At 71.2% G+C, this 23,212-nt stretch carries 21 protein-coding genes; 11 read left to right on the forward strand and 10 right to left on the reverse strand.

Annotated features, from left to right (window positions below):
• Positions 1-681: 681 nt before the first annotated feature.
• From BM314_RS27105 to BM314_RS30775, 3 genes are all read right to left on the reverse strand, one after another.
• The gene (locus BM314_RS27105; RefSeq protein ID WP_056524217.1) at positions 682-915 is read right to left on the reverse strand and encodes a hypothetical protein; all 234 of its coding nucleotides are present in this window, start codon (positions 913-915) and stop codon (positions 682-684) included.
• 304 nt (positions 916-1,219) lie between these two features.
• On the reverse strand, positions 1,220-1,567 hold the full coding sequence (locus BM314_RS27110) for a hypothetical protein (protein WP_091981525.1): 348 nt from the start codon (positions 1,565-1,567) through the stop codon (positions 1,220-1,222).
• Positions 1,560-1,727, reverse strand: a complete 168-nt coding sequence (locus tag BM314_RS30775; RefSeq protein ID WP_020095859.1) for a hypothetical protein — start codon at positions 1,725-1,727, stop codon at positions 1,560-1,562. The genes BM314_RS27110 and BM314_RS30775 overlap by 8 nt, the downstream gene beginning before the upstream one ends.
• Positions 1,728-2,139: 412 nt before the next feature.
• Between BM314_RS30775 and BM314_RS27115 the strand changes: the two genes are divergently transcribed.
• Together BM314_RS27115 and BM314_RS27120 are read left to right on the forward strand one after the other, a co-directional pair.
• The gene (locus BM314_RS27115; protein WP_091981527.1) at positions 2,140-2,358 is read left to right on the forward strand and encodes a hypothetical protein; all 219 of its coding nucleotides are present in this window, start codon (positions 2,140-2,142) and stop codon (positions 2,356-2,358) included.
• Between the two features lie 281 nt (positions 2,359-2,639).
• Positions 2,640-2,930 carry a hypothetical protein gene (locus tag BM314_RS27120; protein WP_026605349.1) on the forward strand — a complete coding sequence of 97 codons (291 nt, stop codon included), beginning with the start codon at positions 2,640-2,642 and terminating at the stop codon, positions 2,928-2,930.
• Positions 2,931-2,991: 61 nt separating this feature from the next.
• Here the strand turns inward: BM314_RS27120 and BM314_RS27125 are convergent, their stop codons facing one another.
• Positions 2,992-3,906: a manganese catalase family protein gene (locus tag BM314_RS27125; protein WP_010685278.1), complete on the reverse strand. Its 915-nt coding sequence runs from the start codon at positions 3,904-3,906 to the stop codon at positions 2,992-2,994.
• A 223-nt stretch (positions 3,907-4,129) separates the two neighbouring features.
• Here BM314_RS27125 and BM314_RS27130 point away from each other — a divergent pair, with 223 nt between their 5' ends.
• The 7 genes from BM314_RS27130 to BM314_RS27160 all read left to right on the forward strand — a co-directional run bounded on the left by BM314_RS27130 (position 4,130) and on the right by BM314_RS27160 (position 11,656).
• Positions 4,130-4,339, forward strand: coding sequence for a hypothetical protein (locus BM314_RS27130; protein ID WP_091981529.1), 210 nt, complete (start codon positions 4,130-4,132; stop codon positions 4,337-4,339).
• Between the two features lie 131 nt (positions 4,340-4,470).
• Positions 4,471-5,643 (forward strand): alpha/beta fold hydrolase, encoded by a 1,173-nt coding sequence (locus tag BM314_RS27135; RefSeq protein ID WP_091981532.1) that lies wholly within the window; start codon positions 4,471-4,473, stop codon positions 5,641-5,643.
• A gap of 129 nt (positions 5,644-5,772) precedes the next feature.
• Positions 5,773-7,074 carry an MFS transporter gene (locus BM314_RS27140; protein WP_091981535.1) on the forward strand — a complete coding sequence of 434 codons (1,302 nt, stop codon included), beginning with the start codon at positions 5,773-5,775 and terminating at the stop codon, positions 7,072-7,074.
• A 234-nt stretch (positions 7,075-7,308) separates the two neighbouring features.
• Entirely contained in the window at positions 7,309-8,727 is a 1,419-nt protein-coding gene (locus BM314_RS27145; RefSeq protein WP_091981537.1) for an FAD-binding oxidoreductase, read from the forward strand.
• Between the two features lie 437 nt (positions 8,728-9,164).
• Entirely contained in the window at positions 9,165-10,466 is a 1,302-nt protein-coding gene (gene oxlT, locus BM314_RS27150; RefSeq protein ID WP_026605350.1) for an oxalate/formate MFS antiporter, read from the forward strand.
• 279 nt (positions 10,467-10,745) lie between these two features.
• Positions 10,746-11,447: a GntR family transcriptional regulator gene (locus tag BM314_RS27155; RefSeq protein WP_020095868.1), complete on the forward strand. Its 702-nt coding sequence runs from the start codon at positions 10,746-10,748 to the stop codon at positions 11,445-11,447.
• A gap of 26 nt (positions 11,448-11,473) precedes the next feature.
• Positions 11,474-11,656: a hypothetical protein gene (locus BM314_RS27160; protein WP_020095869.1), complete on the forward strand. Its 183-nt coding sequence runs from the start codon at positions 11,474-11,476 to the stop codon at positions 11,654-11,656.
• A gap of 50 nt (positions 11,657-11,706) precedes the next feature.
• On the opposite strand, the gene BM314_RS27165 is transcribed toward BM314_RS27160, so the two are convergent.
• The 4 genes from BM314_RS27165 to BM314_RS27180 form a co-directional block, all read right to left on the reverse strand.
• On the reverse strand, positions 11,707-13,077 hold the full coding sequence (locus tag BM314_RS27165) for a peptidoglycan-binding protein (protein WP_091981539.1): 1,371 nt from the start codon (positions 13,075-13,077) through the stop codon (positions 11,707-11,709).
• Positions 13,078-13,259: 182 nt separating this feature from the next.
• Positions 13,260-14,576, reverse strand: a complete 1,317-nt coding sequence (locus tag BM314_RS27170; protein ID WP_091981541.1) for a cytochrome P450 — start codon at positions 14,574-14,576, stop codon at positions 13,260-13,262.
• Between the two features lie 59 nt (positions 14,577-14,635).
• Complete coding sequence (locus tag BM314_RS27175; RefSeq protein WP_020095872.1) at positions 14,636-15,775, reverse strand: helix-turn-helix transcriptional regulator; 1,140 nt, start codon at positions 15,773-15,775, stop codon at positions 14,636-14,638.
• A 154-nt stretch (positions 15,776-15,929) separates the two neighbouring features.
• Positions 15,930-17,798: a di-heme-cytochrome C peroxidase gene (locus tag BM314_RS27180; RefSeq protein ID WP_091981543.1), complete on the reverse strand. Its 1,869-nt coding sequence runs from the start codon at positions 17,796-17,798 to the stop codon at positions 15,930-15,932.
• Positions 17,799-18,212: 414 nt separating this feature from the next.
• Between BM314_RS27180 and BM314_RS27185 the strand changes: the two genes are divergently transcribed.
• Positions 18,213-21,035 (forward strand): patatin-like phospholipase domain-containing protein, encoded by a 2,823-nt coding sequence (locus BM314_RS27185; protein ID WP_091981546.1) that lies wholly within the window; start codon positions 18,213-18,215, stop codon positions 21,033-21,035.
• 819 nt (positions 21,036-21,854) lie between these two features.
• Here BM314_RS27185 and BM314_RS27190 read toward each other — a convergent pair.
• The gene (locus tag BM314_RS27190; RefSeq protein WP_091981547.1) at positions 21,855-22,073 is read right to left on the reverse strand and encodes a hypothetical protein; all 219 of its coding nucleotides are present in this window, start codon (positions 22,071-22,073) and stop codon (positions 21,855-21,857) included.
• A 267-nt stretch (positions 22,074-22,340) separates the two neighbouring features.
• On the opposite strand from BM314_RS27190, the gene BM314_RS27195 reads away from it, so the two are divergent.
• On the forward strand, positions 22,341-23,006 hold the full coding sequence (locus tag BM314_RS27195; protein ID WP_244491847.1) for a phosphatase PAP2 family protein: 666 nt from the start codon (positions 22,341-22,343) through the stop codon (positions 23,004-23,006).
• Positions 23,007-23,020: 14 nt separating this feature from the next.
• Here the strand turns inward: BM314_RS27195 and BM314_RS27200 are convergent, their stop codons facing one another.
• Positions 23,021-23,182, reverse strand: coding sequence for a DUF1127 domain-containing protein (locus BM314_RS27200; protein ID WP_244540053.1), 162 nt, complete (start codon positions 23,180-23,182; stop codon positions 23,021-23,023).
• Positions 23,183-23,212 lie beyond the last annotated feature (30 nt).

A 23,212-nucleotide genomic window follows, 5' to 3' on the forward strand; every position in this document is an offset into this window, starting at 1 on the left:
GCATACGGGAACGGCGGGGCTCTCGCCCCGCCGCTCACGCCGTCCGTTCGGGCAGTCCGTCGCCCGGGCGGCCCCGAGGGCCACCACGGCTCAGAAGCCCATCAGCACCCCGGCCGAGCCGGTCACCGTCATCGCGAGGCCGCCCAGGAAGGCGCCGATCATCGCGTAGGAGAAGCCCTTCAGGACCATGTCGTGCACTCCTTTCATCAAGCGGCGGGTCCTCAGCCGGACCCGGTCGGTTCGTCTGCAATGATGATGCCGGATCGGCCGGGCGCGTGCGGTGCGAAGAGTCACGCTGCGCCGCGGAACCGTTCGGCGCGCGTTCAGGCGGCGTCGGTGAGCGAAACGGCCGCCGGGCCCGTCTCGCTCACGCGAAATGGGCCGGCAGGCTGAGGGCCTGCGCGTAGGTCACGAGGGCGACCGCGCCGGCGATCAGGGTCGCGGCCAGGGCGATGCGGTTGGTCCAGGTCATCGTCATCTCCATCGGGTTCGCGACTGTGTTCGCGGTGTGATCCCGATGTACGCTCAAGCTTTCAGGTCCGGCGTGTCCCGGAACACCTGCAGGGCCGCCGCTCGCGCACGGATCCCGGGCCGCCCACCGGCCGGAGGCGGGCTGGGAGGCCGCCTCCGGGCTCGGAGGGCCCCGCAGAGCGGGACCGGACCCCGACCCGCCGGCCCGCTCTATCCGGCCTCGGCGCGCTGATCCGCGTTGGAGGCGACCGTGAAACCCTCGCGATCGAAGACGGTGTAGAGGATGCCGGCCGGATCGAGGCCGAGGCCGCCGATATGCGCGATCGCCGCTTCCTTGGCCTCGGCCAGCGTGCTGAACGGGTCCGGCAGCTGATACATCCGCGAGGCCTGCTCGGCGCCGTCGATCCGCACCGGCGGCGTGGTGATCTCGACCGTGTAGGGCACGACGACCGTCCGCCGCGGCCTAGTGGAAGACGCCGAGGAAATACAGCAACAGGATGATCGGCAGCGGGATTCCCAGCAGCCACAGCAATCCACCGCGCAGCATTCGCGCCTCCTCTATGTCGACAATCGCACCGAAATATCGGCCGGTTCGAGATTGGAACGCGCGAACATCGGAAAGGGATGCACAATACTGGCGCGAATGCTCGGAGCGCACCTTCGGTAGAGCTGCGTGAGATCTGCAGGCGTCCGCCCCGCGCGAATGGCCGTTCGCGCCCGACCTCCGCCCAGCCGCGGCTGGGACGGCTCAGCGATGCAGCGCGGCGATCCAGTCCCTCAGCGGATCCACCACGTAGGCCATCCAGGTCCGCGCCCAGGCCAGGGCAGGGCGGTTCGCGTCGATCGGCCGGGCGGCCATCAGGGCCGCCACGTAGGCGTCCTCCTCGGGTTTGCACGCGTCCAGGGCGCCCCGCTCCCGGCCGGGCCTGCTCCGGTGCGCCGGCTGCCGGTCGAAGGCCTCGCGGACGCAGCCGTGCCACGCCCGCTCCAGGCCCGGCAGGTCGGCCGGCTCCACTGCCAGCGCCGCGGCGGGCTCGGCCCCCGCCAGGGCCGCGAGGAGCGTCAGGCCGGCCGCGAGGGGCGAGCGCCTACTCATCCGACGCGCGCTCCGTCTGCGGGGCCGCGTCGGCGAGGGTCATCGCGCGCGCGGCCGTGCGCAACTCGTGGCGGGCCACGCCGTCCGCGAGCGCGACGAGGGCGACGAGCACGAGCCCCAGCATGAGGAGACGGCGGATGGTCGGGGCGGGGATGAGCATCGAGGGCGCCTCAGGGAGACGTCCGCACCGTAGCGGAGCCGTCGCGCGCCGGCTGCCACTCCGATGCCACATGAGTACGGAAAGCGAACGTCCGTCCACGAAATCCCGGCGGGAGCGCCCCGGCGCGCCCGCGAGTCGCGGATGCCGGCCATCGCCGCGCCGGATCGAGCCGCGGTGCCGGGCGCGCCCAAAAGGGGCCGGTCCGGCGCGACGAAGAGACCTCGCGCTCGATCCGATACTGACGATTGTGCGGCGTCGCACGCATTCGCGGCAACCGCCGGCCTAACATCCATGTTGAAGGATGACATTCGGCCCGACAGAGCCGAGGCGATCAAGACCGCCGGAACGACGATCTTCCTCACTCGCGACAGTTGACCGGATGACTTCGTGCCGAAGTCAGAAGAGGTTTGCCATGACCGTCCGCCTGTTCGCTGCCGCCGCGCTCGCCGCGACCCTCGCCGCCGCCCTCGCGACGCCCGCCTCCGCGCAGGGATCCGCCGCACGCCACGGCCTGTCCGACGTCACCGCGGTGATCCTGCCCGAGATCTCCGTCACCTACCACCGGCCCGTGCCGGCCGACCGCTCCGCCGGCCCGCACGTCGCCGGCCCGGCCGGCCGCCAGCCGCGCTGACCGGCCGGGCCCGGCACCCGCAGGACTACCGGCTTTCCGCGATCTGACCTGCACGAGGCCTGCACGGTGCCCGCATGATGCCCGGCGGGGAGGGCGCGTCTCACGGCGCGATGGCAGATCTCGATCCGGTCGGGCCGGGCGGCGACGCGCATTCGCCGAGCGCGCGCCCGGTCGACATGCACGCGCGATTAGTGTTGACGGCCGTCAATGCTATGCTCGGTGGTCCGTCCACGGTATGCATCGACTTCAGGAGCGCGCCGGGACGCGAAGGGCCGATTGCTATGACACGCTTGACCGTCGCCGCGCTGGTGTTCGCCCTCGCAAGTCCCGCGATCGTCGCGCAGGCCCAGCAGGACATCCCGATCCAGCAGGATCTCAAGCGCATGGATCGCCTCGATCAACGGCTCGGGCGCGAGGATACCGAGTTGAAGGTCGACCCCAACGTGACGCCGGACAATCCGGACGGCGTCGTCGGCTTCGACGGACCTCCGTTCAACTACGGGGATCCCGGCGTGATGGGTGACGGCCCCCTCCCGCCGGGATCGCCCGCCGACGACGACGACTGGTACTGACCGGGGACGGCGCGGCCCGCGGTTCTGAGACCGCGGGGCCCTGCCCGGTTCTCAGCGCGCCTCAGCGCCCCTTCTTGTAGAGCTTGCTGGCGATCTCGAAGATCTCCTCGGGGGCGTAGTTGGGCGCGAAGGCCCCGTAATTGCCGTCGAGTTCCGGGATCTTGCCGCCCTCCGGCAGGCCGTCGACGACCTCCAGGTTGCCGGGCGGATCCCCCGGCAGCGCGACCTCGTCGTTCGACCAGACGCCGGCCGCTTCCTTGTAGTCGTCCGGGCTGAAGCGGTAGAGGCGCCGGTGCGAGCCCTCCTGCAGATATTTCTGGCACTCTGGAATCTTGTCGAGAACGATGTTCGGGGTCGGCAGCATCTTCTCGATCTCGACGCCGGTCAGCTTCTTGAGCGCCAGCGCGTAGGCGTGCGCGTGCACCGAGCCGCGCACGAGCAGGTAGCCGCAGACCTCGCGGCCGGTCGGGTCCTTCAGGGTCTCGTAGACGCGCAGCTTGTGCAGGCGCGCGCCGCACTCCAAGTGGAAGTTGTGCAGCAGGTCGATGATGATGTTGCCCGTCGTCGTCACCATGTCGACGTTCCAGGACTGCGCGTTGGAATTGACCGGCGTCGCGCCGCCGCCGTTGCTCAGGAAGCTGCCGGCGAGCCGGATGTCCTGCATGTCGTGGAACGGGGCCTTCGAGACGTCGACCTCCTCGGTGTCGTCGCCGGGGCCGTTGTTGAGCATCGCGATGCCGGTCGAGACCAGCTCCACGTGCCCGAGCTCCTCGGCGAAGATACTCGACACGAGGCTGTAGAAGGGGCGCAGCTTCGACTTGTTGCGGAAGTTGAAGCTCTGGAACATGTAGTTCCCGAGGGTCGACATCTCCCCGTACTTGCCGCCGAGCAGCTCCTGCAGCGCGGCCGCCGCGTTGGGATCGGGCTTCTTCGGCTGTGGCAGTTCGGCCTGAAGGCGGTCGAGCTTCATGAACATGCGAGCAGCTCCGTTCGCGCGGGGTGCGCATGACGGCATCTTCCCGCACGGACGATTGTTCCTGCGGCTGAGATGGGGCGGCCCGCGGGCGGCCTCCCGGCGGCCGGCGCCATCCGGCTGTGGACAGGGGCCTCGGCGCGGGCGCCCGGCCGCCATCCTTTCCGGAGCGGTAACCATGCCGGTCCTACCAGCCGCGACCCCGGACGGTGAGGCAGGTGGACGAATGGGCGACGACGTGGCGGCGATCCTGTTGACCCTCGTGACCGAGAATTCCGAGCTGCGCGAGCAGCTCGCCAGCGCGCAGGACATGCTGATGGAGACGGCCATCGATGCCGGGCAGCTCCATGCCCGGATCCAGGGCCTGGAGGCCGAGCGCGACGCGTGGCGGGCCGAGGCCGGGCACCGGCAGGCCCCCGCCGCCCTGACCGCCTGACGGTTCGGCGGCGCACCGACCGGGCGCGGAGGTGGGGCGGGGCCGGATGCGCGCGGGTCGGATTTCGCGGTCGGATCGCGGAGCGTGTACGCTCGGCGGCCGTCGAACAATCGGCACGGGAGCGCGCGGCCATGGTGACGAACGTCCTGCCCCCGCTCGATCCGGCCGCCCTCCCGGCCGGGATCCGCGCCCGCTTCGTCGAGGGCGTCAACGGCCTGCGCATGCACGTGCTGGAGGCGGGCGACGGCGGTCCCGACCGCCCGCTCATCCTCCTGGTGCACGGCTTCCCCGAGATCGCCTATTCCTGGCGGAAGGTCATGCCGGCGCTGGCCGCGGCGGGCTACCACGTCGTCGCCCCCGACCTCCGGGGCTACGGCCGCACCGCGGACGCGCCGGTCGCCTTCGCGGACGACCTCGCGCCCTACCGGCTGCACAACCTTCTCCTCGACCTGCTGTGCCTGATGAGCGCCCTGGAGCGCGACAGGGTCGCGGCGCTCGTCGGACACGATTACGGGTCCTGGGTCTGCGGCTACTGCGCCCTGGCGCGGCCCGATCTCTTCGGCATGGTCGCCCTCATGAGCGCGCCCTTCGCGGGGGCGCCGGGGCTCGACGCCCTGGCCCGCGGCCTCCGGACGCCGGCCGACGACCCGATCCACGCGGCGCTGGCCGCTCTGCCGCGCCCGCGCACGCACTACCACCGCTACTACGCGACGCGCCGCGCCGCCGCCGACATGGAGCGCAGTCCCCAGGGCCTCGCCGCGTTCCTGCGCGCCTATTTCCACCACAAGAGCGCGGACTGGCCGGACAATCGTCCCCGCGCGCTCGCCGGCTGGACGGCCGAGGCCCTCGCCGAGATGCCGACCTACTACGTGATGGATGAAGGCCGGACGATGCCCGCGACCGTGGCGCCGGAGATGCCGGAGCGGGGCGGCGCGGACTGCGCCTGGCTGACGGAGGCGGAACTCGCCGTCTACGCGGCCGAGTACGCGCGCTCCGGCTTCCAGGGCGCGCTCCAGGGCTACCGGTGCCGCATGGATGGCAGCATCGACCGCGACCTCGCGCGGTTCGCCGGCCGGCGGATCGAGGTCCCCCTCCTGTTCGTGTCCGGGGCGCGCGACTGGGGCCCGTTCCAGGCGCCGGGCGCGCTGGAGCGCATGAAGGAGGCCGCCGGCGCGGGCCTGGTCGGCTGCCACTTCGTGGCGGGGGCGGGGCACTGGGTTCAGCAGGAGCAGCCCCGGGCCGTCGCGGACCTCCTGCTCGACGCGCTCGGTCGCGGCGGGGCCGGATCCCGCCCCGGCGCGTAGGCGCCCGCCGCCGCACCGCGTCCGCTCCTATCGGGGCGCCGACGGCCCGGCTATGTCACCCGCGAATTGACCGGAGGCCCGGTCGGATCGGGCGCCCGGCGTCCGTTCCGGATCCTCGAGGGGGCGACGATGGATGTGGAAGCGCGCGCCATCCGGCGGGTCAGCAGGCGGCTCCTGCCCCTCCTGATCACCTGCTACTTCATCTCCTACCTCGACCGGGTCAATGTCGGCTTCGCCGCGCTGACCATGAACGGGGACCTCGGCATCTCCGCCACGGCCTACGGGCTCGGGGCCGGCATCTTCTTCCTGACCTACTTCGTCTTCGAGGTGCCGTCGAACCTGATCCTGGAGCGGGTCGGGGCGCGGGTGTGGATCGCCCGCATCATGCTGACCTGGGGACTCCTGTCGGGCGCGATGGCCTTCATCGTCGGCGAGAAGAGCTTCTACGCCGTGCGCCTGCTGCTGGGCGCCGCGGAGGCCGGGTTCTTCCCCGGCATCATCTTCTACCTCACGCTGTGGTTCCCCGCGCGCTACCGCGCGCGCATCATCGGCGCCTTCATGGCCGCGGTCCCGCTCTCGAGCGTCATCGGCTCGCCGGTCTCGGGGGCGCTGCTGGGCCTCGACGGGGTCTGGGGCTTCAAGGGCTGGCAGTGGCTCTACGTCCTCGAGGCGCTGCCCGCCGTCATCCTCGCGGGGATCGTCCTGGCCTTCCTGACGGACCGGCCGGCGCAGGCGGCCTGGCTGCCCGAGGACGAGCGCGCGTGGCTCACCGAGCGCCTCGCGCAGGAGCGGCGGGCGCGCGAATCCGCCCGCCGCTACAGCGTCGCGGAGGCGCTCCTCGACCGGCGCGTGCTCGCCGTCGCCTTCGTGTATTTCGGCAACGTGGCGCTGCTCTACGGGCTCAGCTTCTTCCTGCCGCAGATCGTCAAGGGCTTCGACCTCACGAACCTCCAGACGGGTCTCGTCAGCCTCATCCCCTTCGCGATCGGGATCGTCGGCATGCTCGCCCTCGGGCGCTCCTCGGACCGCAGGGGCGAGCGCAAGGGGCACGCGGCCTTCGCGCTCCTGCTCGCGGCCGGCGGCACGGCCGCGGCGGCGCTGGTCTCCGATCCCTACGCCAAGATGGCCCTGTTCAGCGTCTCGGCCTTCGGCATCTTCGGCGGCCTCCCGGTGATCTGGACGCTGCCCACCGCCTACCTGTCCGGCGCCGCGGCGGCCGGCGGCATCGCCATCATCAACGCCCTCGGCAACCTCTCCGGCTTCGCCGCGCCCTACGCGGTCGGCGCGATCAAGGACGCCACCGGCACCTTCACGGGCGGCCTCCTCCTCATCGCGGCGGCCGGCCTCGCCGCCATGGTGACGGTCCTCTGCCTCACCCACGACCGGCACCTGGAGCAGGCCGCGGCGCGCGGCGCGCGGGCGGCGGAGTAGGCGCGGCGGGGCAGACGCGGCGGGGCAGACGCGGTATGTGAACGCGACCCGGGGGGAGGGGGCAGCGCCGCCGCCCCGCCGCGCCCGGGTGGCGGGCGGCCGCCGATCGACCTACGGTCGCGTCGCCATGTCGTCCCGGCGGAGGCCGTGTCGCGGGGCCGCGCGCCCCCCGGGACACGCCGTCCCCGGCGCCGTCCCCAGCGACGCCCCAGTTCGAGCCCATCGGAGCAGCCCATGAACGCCCCCGTTCCCGCCCCGCGGACCCGCCCGGACGCGGCGACGATCGCGGGTCTCGCCGAGGCCCTGCGGGCCGTGCTCGGGGACCGGGTGACGGCGAGCCCGGCGGTGCGCGAGCAGCACGCCAACCAGCTCACCTGGGCGCCGTGCGAGCCGCCGGACCTCGTGGTCTTCCCGCACTCCACCGCGGAGGTGCAGGCCGTCGTGCGCGCCTGTGCCGAGCGCGACGTGCCGATCGTGCCCTACGGCGTCGGCACCTCCCTCGAGGGCCACGTCAACGCGCCGTTCGGCGGCGTCTCGATCGACACGGGGGCGATGAACCGCGTCCGCGCGGTCCATGCCGACGACCTCGACTGCACGGTCGAGGCCGGCGTCACCCGCAGGGCGCTGAACGCGTACCTGCGCGACACCGGCCTGTTCTTCCCCATCGATCCCGGGGCGGACGCCACGATCGGCGGGATGGCGGCGACGCGGGCGTCGGGCACCAACGCCGTGCGCTACGGGACGATGAAGGACGCGGTGCTCGCGCTCACCGCGGTGATGCCGAACGGCGACATCGTCACGACCGCCCGGCGGGCGCGCAAGTCGTCGGCCGGCTACGATCTAACCCGGCTCCTCGTCGGCTCGGAGGGCACGCTCGGGATCATCACCGAGGTCACGCTGCGCCTGCACGGCATCCCCGAGGCGATCTCGGCGGGCATCTGCCCGTTCCCCTCGATCAAGGCGGCCTGCGACGCCACGATCCTGACGATCCAGTCCGGCATCCCGGTCGCGCGCATCGAGCTGCTCGACGAGGTGCAGGTGGCGGCCTGCAACCGCTACTCGAAGCTCGCCCTGCCGGAGACCCCGCTGCTCCTCGTCGAGTTCCACGGCACGGACGCGGGCGTGCGCGAGCAGGCCGAGCGGTTCGGCGAGATCGCCGCCGATCTCGGCGGCGGCCCGTTCGACTGGGCGACCGGGGCCGACGAGCGCGCGCGCCTCTGGCAGGCGCGCCACGACGTGTACTGGGCCTCGGTCGCGCTGCGGCCGGGTCCCACGATCAAGAACATGTCGACCGACGTCTGCGTGCCGATCTCGCGGCTCGCGGAATGCGTGGAGGCGACGAAGCGCGACATCGCCGCGACCGGGCTCACGGCGCCGATCGCCGGCCATGTCGGCGACGGCAACTTCCACACCCTGCCGCTCGTCGATGCCGACAGCCCCGAGGAGATGTCCGCGGTGGCCGGCTTCCTCGACCGGCTCGTCGCCCGCGCGCTGGACCTGGGCGGCACCTGCACGGGCGAGCACGGGATCGGCCAGAAGAAGATGCGCTTCATGGAAAGCGAGCACGGGCCGGAGGCGCTCGGCCTCATGCGGACCCTGAAGCGCGCGATCGACCCCCGGAACCTCATGAATCCCGGCAAGCTGATTCCCTGACGCGCCCCGCGACCCGGCGCCGCCGTCCGCGTCGCCCGTCGATCCCTCCGATCCCTCCGATCCGGGCCGATCGTCTGCATCGGTGCTGTTCAGGGCCGAGCGATCACGTCGTCCGATCCTCAAAGCTGGGATCGCGCCGACGCCGCGGGCCGGGTCTCAGATGGCGCCGGCACACCGAGGACGGGCGTCCGCGAGAGCGGCGGCCGGCCGCGCGATCCGGTAGCACGCGCGAGATCGCCCTCTAATCCCGAATTCTCGGCCGAAACGGATGAATTATTCTGCTTGCCATACGTTCCTGGCACACAGAATAATGCATGCCGCCGTGCCAATTTCGGAACCCGACATAAGGTTCCGGCGCGGGCAAGGAATTCGTCGGCGTGCACGCCAATCCTATAGCACGCCGCTGAATGTCAGCGCAGGAATGAGGGAGGAAGCTCATGGCCATGCCAAATGCCACGCCGGCTACGGCAGTACCCAGTACAAATCGATGGCTGCAGATCGTGCTCGGCGTGATCTGCATGGTTGCAGCGGCGAACATCCAGTATGCCTGGACGCTGTTCGTCCCCGAGATTCAGAAGACCTTCGGCTGGGACCGCGCCGCGATCCAGGTCGCCTTCACGATCTTCGTCGTCGTCCAGACCTGGCTGACTCCGATCGAGGGTTACTTCATCGATAAGTACGGCCCGAGCCGCGTCGTCATGTTCGGCGGTCTGATGACGGGCCTGGCCTGGGTCATCAACTCCTACGCCACCAGCCTGAGCGGCTTCTACCTCGGCTCGGTGGCCGGCGGTATCGGCGTCGGCTGCGTCTACGCCACCTGCGTCAACAACGCGCTCAAGTGGTTCCCGGACAAGCGCGGCCTCGCGGTCGGCCTCACGGCGGGCGGCTACGGCGCCGGCTCGGCGCTCACCATCCTGCCGATCGCCAAGATGATCGACAGCGGCAACTACGCCCAGGCCTTCTTCGTCTTCGGCCTGATCCAGGGTGCCATCATCATCGCCGCCGCCATCGCCATGCGCGCCCCGCGCAAGGATCAGGTGCCGTTCTCCACCAAGGTCCTGCAGTCGCGGCGCGACTACACCCTGGGCGAGGCGCTGCGCACCCCCGTGTTCTACGTGATGCTGCTGATGTTCACCTGCACGGTGACGGGCGGCCTGATGGCCGTGGCCCAGCTCGGCGTGATCGCGCAGGATCTCGGGGTGAAGAACTTCCAGGTCAACCTGTACTTCTTCGCCATGGCCGCGCTGCCCTTCGCGCTGATGCTCGACCGGATCATGAACGGCATCTCGCGCCCCCTCTTCGGGTTCGTCTCGGACCGGATCGGCCGTGAGAAGACGATGTTCATCGCGTTCGCGATGGAGGGTATCGGCATCGTGGCGCTGGGCTACTTCGGCTCCAACCCGTGGGCCTTCGTGATCCTGTCCGGTGTGGTGTTCCTGGCCTGGGGCGAGGTCTACTCGCTGTTCAGCGCCACCGCCGCCGACACCTTCGGCTCGAAGCACATCGGCAAGATCTACGGCGTGCTCTACTGCGCCAAGGGCTTCGCCGCGCTGTTCGTGCCGGTGGGCAACCTGATCATGCAGGCGACCGGCACCTGGGCGACCGTCCTCTACACGGTGGCGACCATGGACCTGATCGCCGCCGTCCTGGCGATCGCGGTCCTGCGGCCGATGCTCAAGCAGCACCACGCGGCGAACAACGACGCGGCGGCTCCGGCGATGAAGCTGGCCCACGCCTGAGCGACCGCCCCGGCCGCTCCGCGGCCGGGGCGAAGCCTCCCCGACCCGGCTCCGGAATTCCGGAGCCGGGTCGGCCAGCACCGGGCAGCTGGCCCGCACGGAGACCGTCTCGTCGAGACGCAGGGCGCCGCGGACGATCGCGCATGTTCGGGCGCGCATCGACGATCGGGCGAGGGGCGGCTGTCCTGGCGCCTCGCTCTCACGCGATAGCCCGGCCGCGCTCGGCGCCATTCCAGGACCTGAGGCCAGAATCCATTCTCGCGTTCCCGGAGTTCGACTGTGCTGCAGCCTTCCGAGACCTCTCTGGGTCTAGCCTCGATCGGACAGACCCTGAGTCTGCGTGAACAGGCCTACGACAGCATCAAGCAATCGATCCTGGCGATGGATCTCTACGCCGGATCGGCGCAGATCCGGCTGCACGAACACCAGATCGCGCAGGATCTCGGCATCAGCCGCACGCCGGTCCGCGAAGCCCTGACGCTCCTGGAGCGGGAGGGCTTCGTGTCCACGGTGCCGCGCCGCGGCCTCTTCGTGACGCGCAAGAACAAGCGCGAGATCGTCGAGATGATCACCGTCTGGGCCGCGCTCGAAGGCATGGCGGCCCATGCCGCCGCACGGAACGCCGAGGATGCCGATCTCCGCGCGCTCGGCAGGGCCTTCGAGGCGTTCGATATCGCGACTCTGCCCGACCATCTGAAGGCCTACGACGAGGCCAACCTCGACTTCCATCGGACGATCATCCGTCTCGGCGGCTGCGGGTTGATGGTCGAGATGACGACCAACCTGTTCATTCACATGCGGGCGATCCGGTCGGCCTTCCTCCATCGGGCCGGGAGGCTCGAGGACTCGATGCGCGAGCATGCCGCCATCATCGCCGCCTTGCAGGCACGCGACGCGGATCGGGCCGCGATCCTCGTCCGCGATCACGCGCTCGGGCTGATCGCGCATGTCGAGGCGCACTGGGTTTGGCCAGAGGGGTGAGAGGCACCTCTGACGGAGGACCACCGATGCTACCGTCCGTTCAGACGACCGATCTGCTCGGCCTCGGCTTCCTGATCATCGGGCTCGCCGCAGCTGGGATCGCCAGCGCGAGCCGGTCCGCGCGTTTCGCAGAGGAGCCGCGCGAGGAGCTCGCGGGCGGGGCTCTGCTGGTGGCGATCCTCGGCCTCGCCTTCGTGCTCGCCGAGTGAGCGGGCGCGGCGCGTCGTGAGCGCCGGACTTCCCGGAAGCCCGCCGCGCGCTACGGGGTCGCCTGCACCGCGCGTGCGTTCCACTTCTCGAACTTCCCGAGCGCGCCCCACGCCGTCAGCCCGATGAAGATCGGCATCGTGTAGGGGCTCAGCCCGAAGGCGGGCGTGAGCTGTGCGAGCACCTGCCCGAGACCGGTGTTGAGCGGCACCTGGGACAGGATCTGCGTGGCGACGGCGCCGATGATGCCGATCGCCGACTTCTTGCCGGAGAGCAGCTGCCCGATCGTCTGCCCGAGCGCGCCGTTGACCGGCCCGAGGACCGCGCCGTCGGGACGCGCCGCGGGCGGGCCGGGCAAGATCGGGGCGGTCGGGAGGCGCGCACCGTCGATCTGTCGGCGCAGGGCCTGGAGGAACTCGTCGAGCCGCGCCGCGACGTCGGCGGGCGGCGCGGCCGGCGCGATCACCACCGGGGGCATCGAGGCAGGTTGCACCGAGGCAGGTTGCATCGGGGCGGGCTGCATCGGGGTGACCGCCCTCGCGGCGAGCTGTCGCTCCAGGTCCTGGATCCGCGTCAGCACCGCGTGGTCCGGCGCCGCCGGCCGCAGCGCCTCCTGGATGGCGGCGATCGTGCGCGCGTCCGCGAGGCCGGTATCGTCCAGACCGCACCGCGCCTGGAACGTCGCGACGGCCGTCATGGTCCGCGGCCCGTTCCGGCCGTCCTCGACGAGGGGCGGCGTCGCGCCGAGGCGATTGAGCGATTGCTGGACCCAGAGCGTGCTGTCGGCGAGTTCGTCGTCGGGCTCGCGGGACACGGCCGCCTCGACGGCGCGCGGCGCCGCGAGCGCGACCGTCGCGTCGAGGTCGATGAGGCTCCGCAGGATCACCGCGGTGCCGATCTGCGTGTCGACCACGTTCGGGTCGAACACGTGGTCGCGCACGAACTTGCCGCCGCGCGCGCCCGGCGGCCCGTAGGCCGTCGATCCGCCCCAGAGATACGGCGAGTTCACGCCCCGGCCGTGGTAGCCGTAACCGTTGAAGCCCTCGAGCCGGTAGAGGGCCCGCGCGACGCTCCAGTCGCCGAGCCCGACCAGGCCCTGGAGGCGCAGCGCGTCGACCGCCCCTTCGACGAAGGCCTGCGGCCCCGTGAACGGCCCGCGCCCCTTCGGGACGATCGTGGTGCGCCGTCCGAGCTTCTGTCCGTTGCCGAGATACGTGTCGAAGTCGAAGGTCGATTCCCGGTAGTGGCAGAGCCCGATGAACCACCAGGGCACGCCGGTGTGCGCCTCGATCTCCTGGTAGCGCGGCTTGCCGGCGGCGAGCTGCTGCGCGAGCTTGCGCACGGTCGCGAGCTTCTCCGGCCGGATCTGGAGCGACGCCCAGGTCCGCTCGTAGCCGTCCTGAAAATCCTGGAAGGATGCCATGTCGATGCTCCGGGCTCTGCGGTGACGAAGCCTTGATGGGACGGCCGGCACCTGCGCGGCCGGGCGCCGATCGGGCGGGGCTCCGGGCGACGCCCCGAATCCGGGCGCGCGCGTTCGCGCGCCGCCCGGGCTCGCGACGGAGGGACCGGGCGCGGTGTCGGCGACGTCCCGCGCGCGCCGGGCTAACCGGGCCCGGCGGCCCCCGCCGGCCGGCCGGCGCAGGAGATCCGGAACGCGGTCGGGAACGGCGTGCCCCCGTCCTCGACCGCGCCCTCGGCCCGCACGGCGTCGCGCAGGAGGATGCGGCGAACGATCTCCGGGACCATCGCGCCCGCCACGTAGCGGCCGAGGCACTCGTGATGGCCCCGGCCGAAATGGAGATAGGTCTGCTCCGGGCGGGCCGGGTCGAAGCGGTCCGGGTCGGGCACGCCGGTCGCGTCGAACATCGCCGACAGGCTGAGGGGCAGGACGACCCGGCCCTTGGCGATCCGGCTCTCGGCCGGGCTGCCCCGGCCGAGCACGTGGTCGGTCTCCGCCTGGCGGAACATGAAGGCGACGATCGGCGCGAAGCGCAGCGCCTCCCACACGTAGCCGTCGAAGGCGGCGGGTCCGGTCCGGGCGGCCGCGCGGGCCGCCGCGAGGATCTGCGGCCGGCCGAGGAGCTCCGCGAGGGCGTGCACCACCGCCTCCGACGTGGTCTCGATAGCCCCGATCAGCAGGCCGCCGACGTTGATGACGACGCGGTCCATGCCGAAGCCGGTCGCCGCCGGCAGGTGCAGCCGGAGCAGCCGGGTGAGGACGTCGTCGGGCAGGTCGGCACCGGCCTCGATCGCCGCGACGCGCGCCGGGATGATCCTGGCGAAGGCCGCCCGCATCTCCTGGCGCGCCAGATCCGCCGCCGCGTGGATCGCGTCGGCGTCCGGGCGCTCGTCGAAGGGGAGGTTGTTGAACTGGTCGAACTGGTTCGCGTACGACCAGCGCAGCAGGTCGGCATCGGGCGCCGCGAACCCGAAGAAGCGCTGCACGATCCGCAGCGGGACGCGGCGCGAGACCGACGCCACGACGTCGATGGATCCGCCGCCCTGGTGGAGCCCCTGGTGGAGCCCCTGGTCGAGGCCCGCGTCGAGGGCCGCGTCGGTCTCGGCGCCCGCCAGAGCGCGGATCGCCGGGAGGTCGCGCAAGGACAGCACGGCGCGCATGACCGCCTTGTCGCGGTAATTCACCTCCGTGCCGTCGAGCGCCAGCATGAACTCGCCCATCTTGGGCTTGTAGAGCGCGACGGAGAAGACCTGCGGCAGGGACAGGATCTCCTCGACCTCGGCGCGGCCGGCGACGAGGATGGCCGCGCCGCAATCCAGGGCGGTCCGCCGCGCGCGCAGCTGCGCGAAGAAGGGCCGGGGGGCGCGGGCGATCCAGTCCCGGGCGCGCTGCCAGCGCTCCGCCACCGGCAGGGCCTCCAGGAAGGCGAGGCAGGGCGTCTCGGGAGCGGCGGCGCGCATGCACGACCTCCTGTGGCGTTCGCGGAGCGGCGCGGGCCGTCCGGCCCGACGCCCGGTGATCAGTTGAGCGAGACGTCCAGCCCCTCGCGCAGGCGCGCCACGAGCTCGCCCTGCCGGTGCGTCTCGGTCTTGGCGAACAGGGCGCGCAGCTGGGTGCGGGCGGTCGAGATCGCGATGCCGCGGTCCTGGGCGTGGTCGTCGAGGGACCGTCCCGAAGCGACCGCGTTGGCGAGGATCGACTCGGCGACGGTCAGCCCGAACAGCTTCTGCAGCCGCGCGGCGTTGCTCCCCTGGACCTTCGGGGTCCCGGTCCGGATCACGATCGCCAGCTCGGCCCGCACCTTCGACCCGGTGCCGGCCGGCCGCTTCGACAGCGGGTGCAGCGACACCCGGTAGGGCATGCCGCTCTCGCCGCAGGTCACGGTGATGTGGTCGGCCTGCGTGATCGCGACGTCGCCGCTCGCGGCCGCGAGCGCCTCGCCGGCCGCGCGGGCGATCCGCCGCCCGGTCTGGCTGTCCTTGAGGACGAGGCTGCCCTTCACGAAGGACAGGCCGGTCCGGGACCGCGCCAGCGCCTCGGCGGCGCGGTTGGCGTGCGCGACGCGCAGGTCGGAATCCGTGAGGATCACGGCGGCGTCGAGCAGGTCCAGGGCGGAGGCGAGATCGGACGTGCGCTCGGAGGCCTGCCGCATCAATGCGTACAGCTCGAAGGCCCGGCGCAGGTGCGGGACGAGCATCGCCAGGCGCCGGACCTCGTCGGACCGGAAGGGGCCGCCCTCCTCGCCCCGCATCGCCGCGAGCGTCGCCATGACGTCGGCTTCCTTGGCGAAGTAGGTGACGAGGCTGTGCTCGATCTCGAAGGGCTGGACGACCTCCTTGAACAGGGCCGACTCGCGGAACTGCACCGCGTCGACCCCCTCCTCGGCGCGGATGACCTTGCCCTGGTTCGACAGGATGTAGGGGAGGCGCGGATCCTCGGTGGCGTGCCGGTAGAGGAACTCGCGGTACCGCGACCGCTCGAAGCCGGACACCGCCCAGAGCGGCTTGCGGTTCCCGTCGAGGCTGAACACGGCGAGCTGGCCGACCCGGCCGCCGACGAAATCGGTCAGATCCTCCAGGAGCGCCGACCACTCCTCCGGCTGGCCGACGCGGTCGTAGATCGACCCCACCAGAACCGAATACGCCTCGAGATCCTGCATGGCCACGCTCCGCGCTGAGTGCGAGTCTTGAGTGTTGTCAGATCTCCAGCCATCCGGTCGGACCGACAGGTGCCGAAATCGGTTGTTCCATTACGGATGCAATCGAACGACAAATCAATACTGATAAGATAGAAATCGAAACCGCGGAGCGCGCCTACAGGGTTCGCAGATACTCCAGGAGCTGCCGGCGCTGCGCGTCGTCGAGCTGCTCGGTCCCGTAGGCGGGCCCCTCGTGGCCGGTATTGGCATTGCCCGGCAGCGCGGTGTCGAACAGGAACGGCCCGCTATCGGACCGGAAGCCGATCCGGTCCTCGTCCAGTTCCCGGCTGCCGACCCGGAACGTCCTGGATCGCCGGCGGGACGGCAGCAGGAGTTCGTACAGGTTCGGCACCGAGCCGTTGTGCAGGTACGGGCCCGTCGCCCAGATCCCGTTGAGCGGCCGCGCCTTGTAGACCATCAGGTCGCGGTCTCTCCGCGCCCCGACGAACGCGGCGACGAGGCCCTTGCCGCCGGCGGTCGAGACATCGTCGAGCATCGCGTTGCGGGCCTCGAGGGCGGCGGTGCCGCGCTTGAGCAGCCGGTCGAGGATGACGGTCTGGTCCGCCCCGACGCCCGCCGGGTCCGGTCCACGGTCGAGGGGCGCCAGGATCGCGCCGGCGACGAGCGTGGCCACGAGTTCGAGGCTGCTCGTCTCGGCGGCCAGCGGCGGCGTCGTCGCGAGGAACGGCATCCGGATCCCTTCGAGGATCCCGGTCCGCGCGCGCCGGGACACGGCGTTCGTCGCCATCTTCGGGTCGGTCCCGATCTCCGCCAGCGGCGTCAGGGTCACCGTCAGCGTGCGGTTCGCGCCGGTCGGGGCGATCGCGTGGCAGGACAGGCAGTACCGGTCGTAGTGGACCTTGCCGGCCGCGGCGTCCCGGGCCTGCGCCTCGGTGCGCGGCGCGATCCGGTCGGGCCAGGCCGGCGCCGTGAGGGCGCCCAGCTGGTTCTCGATCCGCAGGAGGTTGACCCGGTCCGCCGAGGTCTCGAACCAGAGCGGCGGCAGGGTCGGCTCCCGGATGTCGGTGCGGGCGAAGACCCCCAGCACCTCGCCGACGTTCCGGCCCAGGCGCTCGACGGCCAGCCCGTTCGCGGCCGAGCCGTTCCACTGCACCCGGTCGTGCCACGACGTATCCCACAGGAACGGGTAGCTGACGGGCGCGTCGGGCGGGGCGATGTTGTGCGGGTCGCGCAGATCGATGCCCGTCGCCCGGTTGAAGATCATGCCGAACGCGTCGAGGCGTGCCGGACCCCAGGGCACCGCGGTCCGGCTCGACGCGACGTAACGGGAGAAGTCCTCGGCCAGCCGCGTCAGGCTGGCCCGCAGGCGGCGGCGGTCGGGCTCGGACGGGCCCGTCCCCGGCGCCGACAGTTCCGCCGGGATGACGCGGCGGGCGAAGCGCTCGAAGCGCGCCGGGTCGTCGCGTGTCCGCGCGAGGGCGCGGCCGAGTTCCTCGATGAAGGCGAACATGTCGGCATCGGCCGGGCCGCCGTCGATCAGGATCGACCGACCGCGCAGGTCGACCCGGTTCACGTGGCAGGCGGCGCAGGTCATGCCGATCCACTCGCCGCGATCGTCGACGTCCTTCACGAACCCGATGGGGAGCCCGCTGCGGTCCGATCCGCGCGTCCCGTCGTACGGGTTCGGCAGGTAGCCGAAGCGCGCGAGCCCGTCCGCGACGAAGAGCGTGTCGTCGTCCGGGCGCTCCAGGGACATGAACCAGGCATACGGCATGATCTGCGAGCCCTGGCTCGCCCGGTAGAACCACGCGCGCTCCTGCGGCGTCCAGGATTGTTCGAGAAAGTGCGGGGTGCCGTCCAGCCTGTCGCTCGGCCTGTCGCTCGGTCCGTCGCCCGGCCCGTCTGCCGGTCCTCGGTCGGCGGCGCGCGATCCGGCCTGCGCCGGGAGCAGGATCGCCGCGGTGAGCGCGACGACGCGGGCGGCGTGGCGGGCAGTCTGGCGGGCGGCCTGGGAGCGGGTCACGATCGCACCTGGGACATGGCGGGAACCCTGCCTTCGCGAAGCGTCTCGCCGATTTCAATAAACGCCGATCCCCATGCGCGCGTCATTCGAATGGATGATGTTCGAATACAGTTTTTCTGTGAGGGTCGGCGCGCCGGTAGTTTCGGGCTTCGGTGGTGCAGCGCCCCTGCTCGGCCGCAATGCTGATTCGGGTAACCTGTTCTCCCGACCGTTGTTCTCGATATCGTTTATACAGCGGTTACTGATCCCGTAAAATTTTATCGTCACTTGTTTCGACATCGGGCGGGGAGATGTTCGAGAGGTCACCGATCAGGACGGCCGGGGCGCGGTCGCTGGCGTGCACCGGCGGCTGAACCCCGCACAGTCCGGCGCAGTCTGGCACAGCGCGGGCGATAGCGGGCGATAGGAGGAGCGATGAGCGCCAGTGTCGCGGACATCCAGGCGGATGCCTCTCCCCACCATCTGCCCGCCCTGACGACGGGCCGGGACGCGTGGTTCCTCGACACCGAGCAGGCGCTCGCGGAGGAGATGGATCATTTCTGCGGGCCGCCGGAGCCCGGCGATCGCGCGCCCTGGCAGGCGCGGGCCGACCAGGCCCGGCTCGCCGCCCTGTGCCTGTCCGGCGGCGGGATCCGCAGCGCCACCTTCTGCCTCGGCGCCCTGCAGGCCCTGGCCAGCCGGCGGATGCTCGGCGAGTTCCACTACCTGTCGACGGTATCGGGGGGCGGTTTCGCCGGCGGCTGGTTGCAGACGTTCATCCGTCAGTGCGGCAGCATCGCCGAGGCCGAGCGCCAGCTCGGCGGCTCGGGCAACGAGATCTTCGCCAAGCTGCGGCGCTACACGAACTACCTGACCCCGGAGGTCGGGATCTTGTCGCGCGACACCTGGGCCGGCATCGTTCTCTACATCCGGAACACGATCCTCAACTGGTTGATCATCTTCCCGCTGCTGCTGTTCGTCCCCCTCGCGCTGCTCGCCTACCGGACGGCGCTCGAGGCTGCGAGCGGCAGCACGCTGTGGATGCCCCTGGTGCTCGGCAGCGCGGCGCTGTTCGTCGCGACGTTCAGCGCCTGCACCCTCCTGCCGAGCCATCGGCCGCGGACGGGCGGCGTCACGGCGTACGCGTCCCCGGCGCGGATCGCGGCCTGCATCATCGCGCCGACCTGCGTCTGGGCCCTCGCGCTGCCGTTCACGCTCCGCGCGCTGTTCGAGCAGCCGCTGCCGGTCTCGGGCCTCTCCCTGTGCCGCCTGGGCCTCGCCTACTTCGCCGTGCAGGTCGCGGCCTATCTCAGCGGCCTGATCTGGCAGACCTCGAAGGGCCATCCGGGCCTCTGGCTGTACGAGCGGAATCTCGGTCCCTGGCTCGCCAGCAGCCTCGTCTCGGCCGGGCTGATCTGCGTCTGCGCCGACGCGTCCATCGGCTGGCTGGTCGGTGGCTCCGCTGCCGGCTTCGACGCCGCGAAGGCCGAGGTCTCTCAGATCCTGACGGTTGCGGCCCCGCCGGCGCTGATCGTCGTCCACCTTCTCCAGAGCGTCATCTTCATCGGGTTCCGGAAGAGCGCCGAGTGCGCCGACCTCGACCGCGAGTGGGTCGCGCGGGTCGACGGCCAGCTCCTGCTGGCCGCGATGGGCTGGACGGGCCTGTGCCTGTGCTGCCTCGTCCTGTCCGCCGACGCCCTCGGCCGCCAGGACGCGCAGATCCCCGCCCTGTTCGGCGCGCTCGGCGCCCTCGCCACCGGCCCGGCCGCCGCCTTCCTGGGCAAGCAGGTCTTCGTCCGCGCGCAGTCCCTGGCCGCCAAGGGACGCATGGACGACCTCGTGATGATCGGCCTCAGCGCGATGGCGGCGGTCTTCGGGATCAGCCTGTTCGCCCTGATGGGCTGGTGCCTCGGCCGCTTCCTCGGCCAGGCGCACGATTGGTGGGGCAACTGCCTGCTGCCGCGCCGGGCGCTCGGCGGCGCGGACACCGGCGCGGATGCCGGCTCCGTCTGCGGCATCAACCCCTACGGCATGATCGTGATCCTGGACGTCGCGGTGGCGGCAATCCTGGCCGGGGCCGTCTGGCTGTTCGGCCGCGTCAACGTCAACCGCTTCTCCATGCACGGCGTCTACCGCAACCGCCTGACCCGGGGCTTCCTCGGCTCGGCGCGGACGCGGCGCGACGCCGATCCGTTCACGGACTTCGACGAGGAGGACAGCCCGCGCATCGCCGATCTCGGGACCGAGAAGCGGCTCCTGCCCGTCGTCAACATGACGCTCAATCTGACGGATCTCCTCCACACCGAGTGGGCGGAGCGGAAGGCCGCCTCGTTCACCGCGACACCCTTCGCCTGCGGCTCGGCGATCCTCGACCGCGCCGACAGGGCGCGCGACCGGCCCGGCACCGTCGGCCCGCGCGGGGCCTACATCCGCACGTCGCAATATGCCGGGATGGAGACCCCGGGCGACCGTGTCAGCGCGGGCCGAGGGCCGCTGCTGGGCGGTCTGCTGACGATCTCCGGGGCGGCGGTCAGCCCGAACTGGGGCTATCACTCGTCGCGCCTGATCGCGTTCCTGATGACCCTGTTCAACGTCCGGCTCGGCGCCTGGCTGCCCAACCCCGCGGTGGCGCGCCGGGACGACCTCAAGCTCGCGAAGCCGAGGAACTCCGTGCTCGCGCTCCTGAGCGAGCTCGGCGGCCGCAGCACCGATGTCCGGCAGGCGATCTACCTCTCGGATGGCGGCCATTTCGACAATCTCGGCGTCTATGAGATGCTGCGGCGGCGCTGCGCGCGGATCGTGGTGATCGACGCGGGCCAGGACGAACGCTGCACGTTCTTCGACCTCGGCAACGTGATCCGGAAGGCCGAGGTGGACGGGCTGGCGAAGGTCCAGATGGGCGAGATGCGCATTCTCCCCCGCGCGACGATCGAGCGCGAGGGCAAGCGTGCCGGTGCGCTGGGCTACGCGCGGGGTACGATCGCGTATCCGGGGGGCCGCGACGCGGCCTCGCTGATCTACATCAAGCCGAGCTTCCTCGACGACATCCCCGCCGAAGTCCGCGCCTACGGCGCCACCAGCCCGGCCTTCCCGCACGAGAGCACGGCCAACCAGTGGTTCTCGGAGAGCCAGTTCGAGAGCTATCGCGCCCTGGGCTACTACCAGGTCAGCAAGATGTTCGGCTCGCAGCTCACGACCTTGTCGGACTGGTCCGTGTATCTCGACAGCGAGATCGGGCGCCGGACCGCGGATTCCTAGCGCGGGCGACGCCGGACACGCGCACCTCCCGATCACGGTCGCTCGGCCGAACGCTGCGGCCGTGCGGACGCGCAGGTCCGGGACGACCGGCGCCGGGGTGGGGTGTCCGTCGCGCCGGCCGCGCCCCGGCGGCGGCGCGCCGTAGCAGAGCGGAAGATCAGTTCCTTCCGGGGCGGTCAAAGCGCAGGAAAACCGATGCCGGTCCGGCCGCGCTCAGGATCTCGGCACGTCGTTCAAGGCATCGCGGCTCGACCAGAGCGCCCCCTGTCCGCGGCATCCCGAGCGCCGCCCGGCCGGCGGGGCGGGGAAGTCCTTCGAACCCGCGCGCGGTCTGTGTCGAGCCGGCCACCGTCTGCCACGAGACCGAGCGGCCGAAGCTGATCGGGGCCGGGATTATTTCGTGCGCAAGCCAGATCGGTGAAGCGAGGGACGTGGAAACTCTATTGCGCGGCCCGATCAGGGCATCGATTGAGAAATCTACGTAAACTTGCGCGCTGCAGAGGCGCGGAATCGATCAAATGATGGATGCGTTAATTGAAAGTAGCTGCTAGGACACGTCGTGATGTCGTGCGGAGGAGCGGATGCGCTACCGGGCCGTAAGTGTCTTGGATGTGTCGGCGATGGCTTCGGAAGAGAACCCGACGGACGAGACCCTCATGCTCCGCGAGCACATCCGCCGTATCCTGCGCAAGCTCTCCCGCGCGCGGGCCGAGCTTCAGTACAGCTGAACGGCGCGGGGCATGCCGGCATCGGTGCGGATCGCCGCGCCCGCACCGTCGCGATGCGCGGCGTCGCGCGCCGGTCCGAGCCTCCGCGGTCTCACGAGGTGACGTCGGTGTCGTGGCGGCTCGGCGCGGGTTCGACGTCGCGACAGGACGGGGTGTAGGCGCACCAGCCGCACTGCCCGAGGTCGGCAGCCCGGGGCGCGTTCCACTGCGAGCACAGCGGGCAGACCTTCAGCACCAGCTTGGCGCCGTGCGCGAAGGCCAGACCGCGGCCGCGGAACGTGACTCTACCGTGGGGGAGATCAGTGGACATCGTCGCCCTGACTGTAACACAGGTTAGTCACTGGAACCTGTCCAATCTGTCCGATTCCGTCAACTCCGGGCCGGCCTGACGGGTATTCGGGGCCGAGCCGCATGTCCGATTCCGCCGGTCCTGACTGAGATCCTGGCTCAGATCCTGGCCGATCCTCTCCATCCGCCAAGCCCGAGTTCAGGCGATCACGGCCTCTCCCGTCCGGACCGTGAGTTCGCCGACGCGGCGCGCGTCCCTGATCGGGCGCGGGCGCGGGTGCGGTGGCGGGTGCCGTTCGCGGGGGCCGCATCGAACGAACGCCCGTCGGGCGCGTTTATGGCCATGCTTGCGCGATCCCCGAACAGCCCGTCCGACGTCAGAGCACGCGACACCGCCAACCGGTTCGAGGCGGCCGACGTCGCCCTCGGCGTCGGGCTGGCACGCGCGAAAGACCACCCTGTCGTTCGAACGGTGGGGACGGCGAGCGAGATCGGGAGCTGGCAGTCCCTGCTCTCGCTGTCTGCCGGCACCCTCGTCCTGGGGCTCATGGTGCGCGATCGCCGGATGGCAGAAGCGGGGCGGCACATGCTGCAAGCCGGTCTCCTGGCCGGTGTCGTCAAGACGAGCTTGAAGCGGGCGGTGCATCGGACGCGCCCGAACGTCCTGATGGACGAGGGGGTCTACGTGCGGGGATGGCCGGGAACGGGCATCGGTCCGTGGCAATCCTTCCCCTCGGGTCATTCCGCCCTGAGCACCGCCGTCGCGCGCGCCGCCGCGCGCGCCTATCCGGAGATCAGGGGACCGTCCTACGCCGCCGCGGCCGGCGTCGTCACCGCGCAGGTTCTCCGCGGGGCGCACTTCCCCGCCGACGTGCTGGCGGGTGCCGTCATCGGCATCGCCGCGGAGTTCGCCGTCGACCGCCTGACACGCGACCGGCGCAGGTCGCCGCGCTGACGGCGCCGGGATTCTCAGGCCGCGCCTCTCCGCACGGACCGCGCCGAGGCGATGCGCTTCACGTCACAGCCGACGAGATCGAGATCCGCGAGGTCGCGCTCGCTGAACGGCGCGAGTTCGCTCCGCGCGCGACGGCAGTCGAGCCATCGCCTGATGAGGGAGAACGGAGCCGTCATCTGATCCTCCTGGCCTGCGGAGACTGACAT

The organism is Methylobacterium sp. 13MFTsu3.1M2, from assembly GCF_900112625.1.
In the GTDB taxonomy this organism is placed as follows: domain Bacteria; phylum Pseudomonadota; class Alphaproteobacteria; order Rhizobiales; family Beijerinckiaceae; genus Methylobacterium.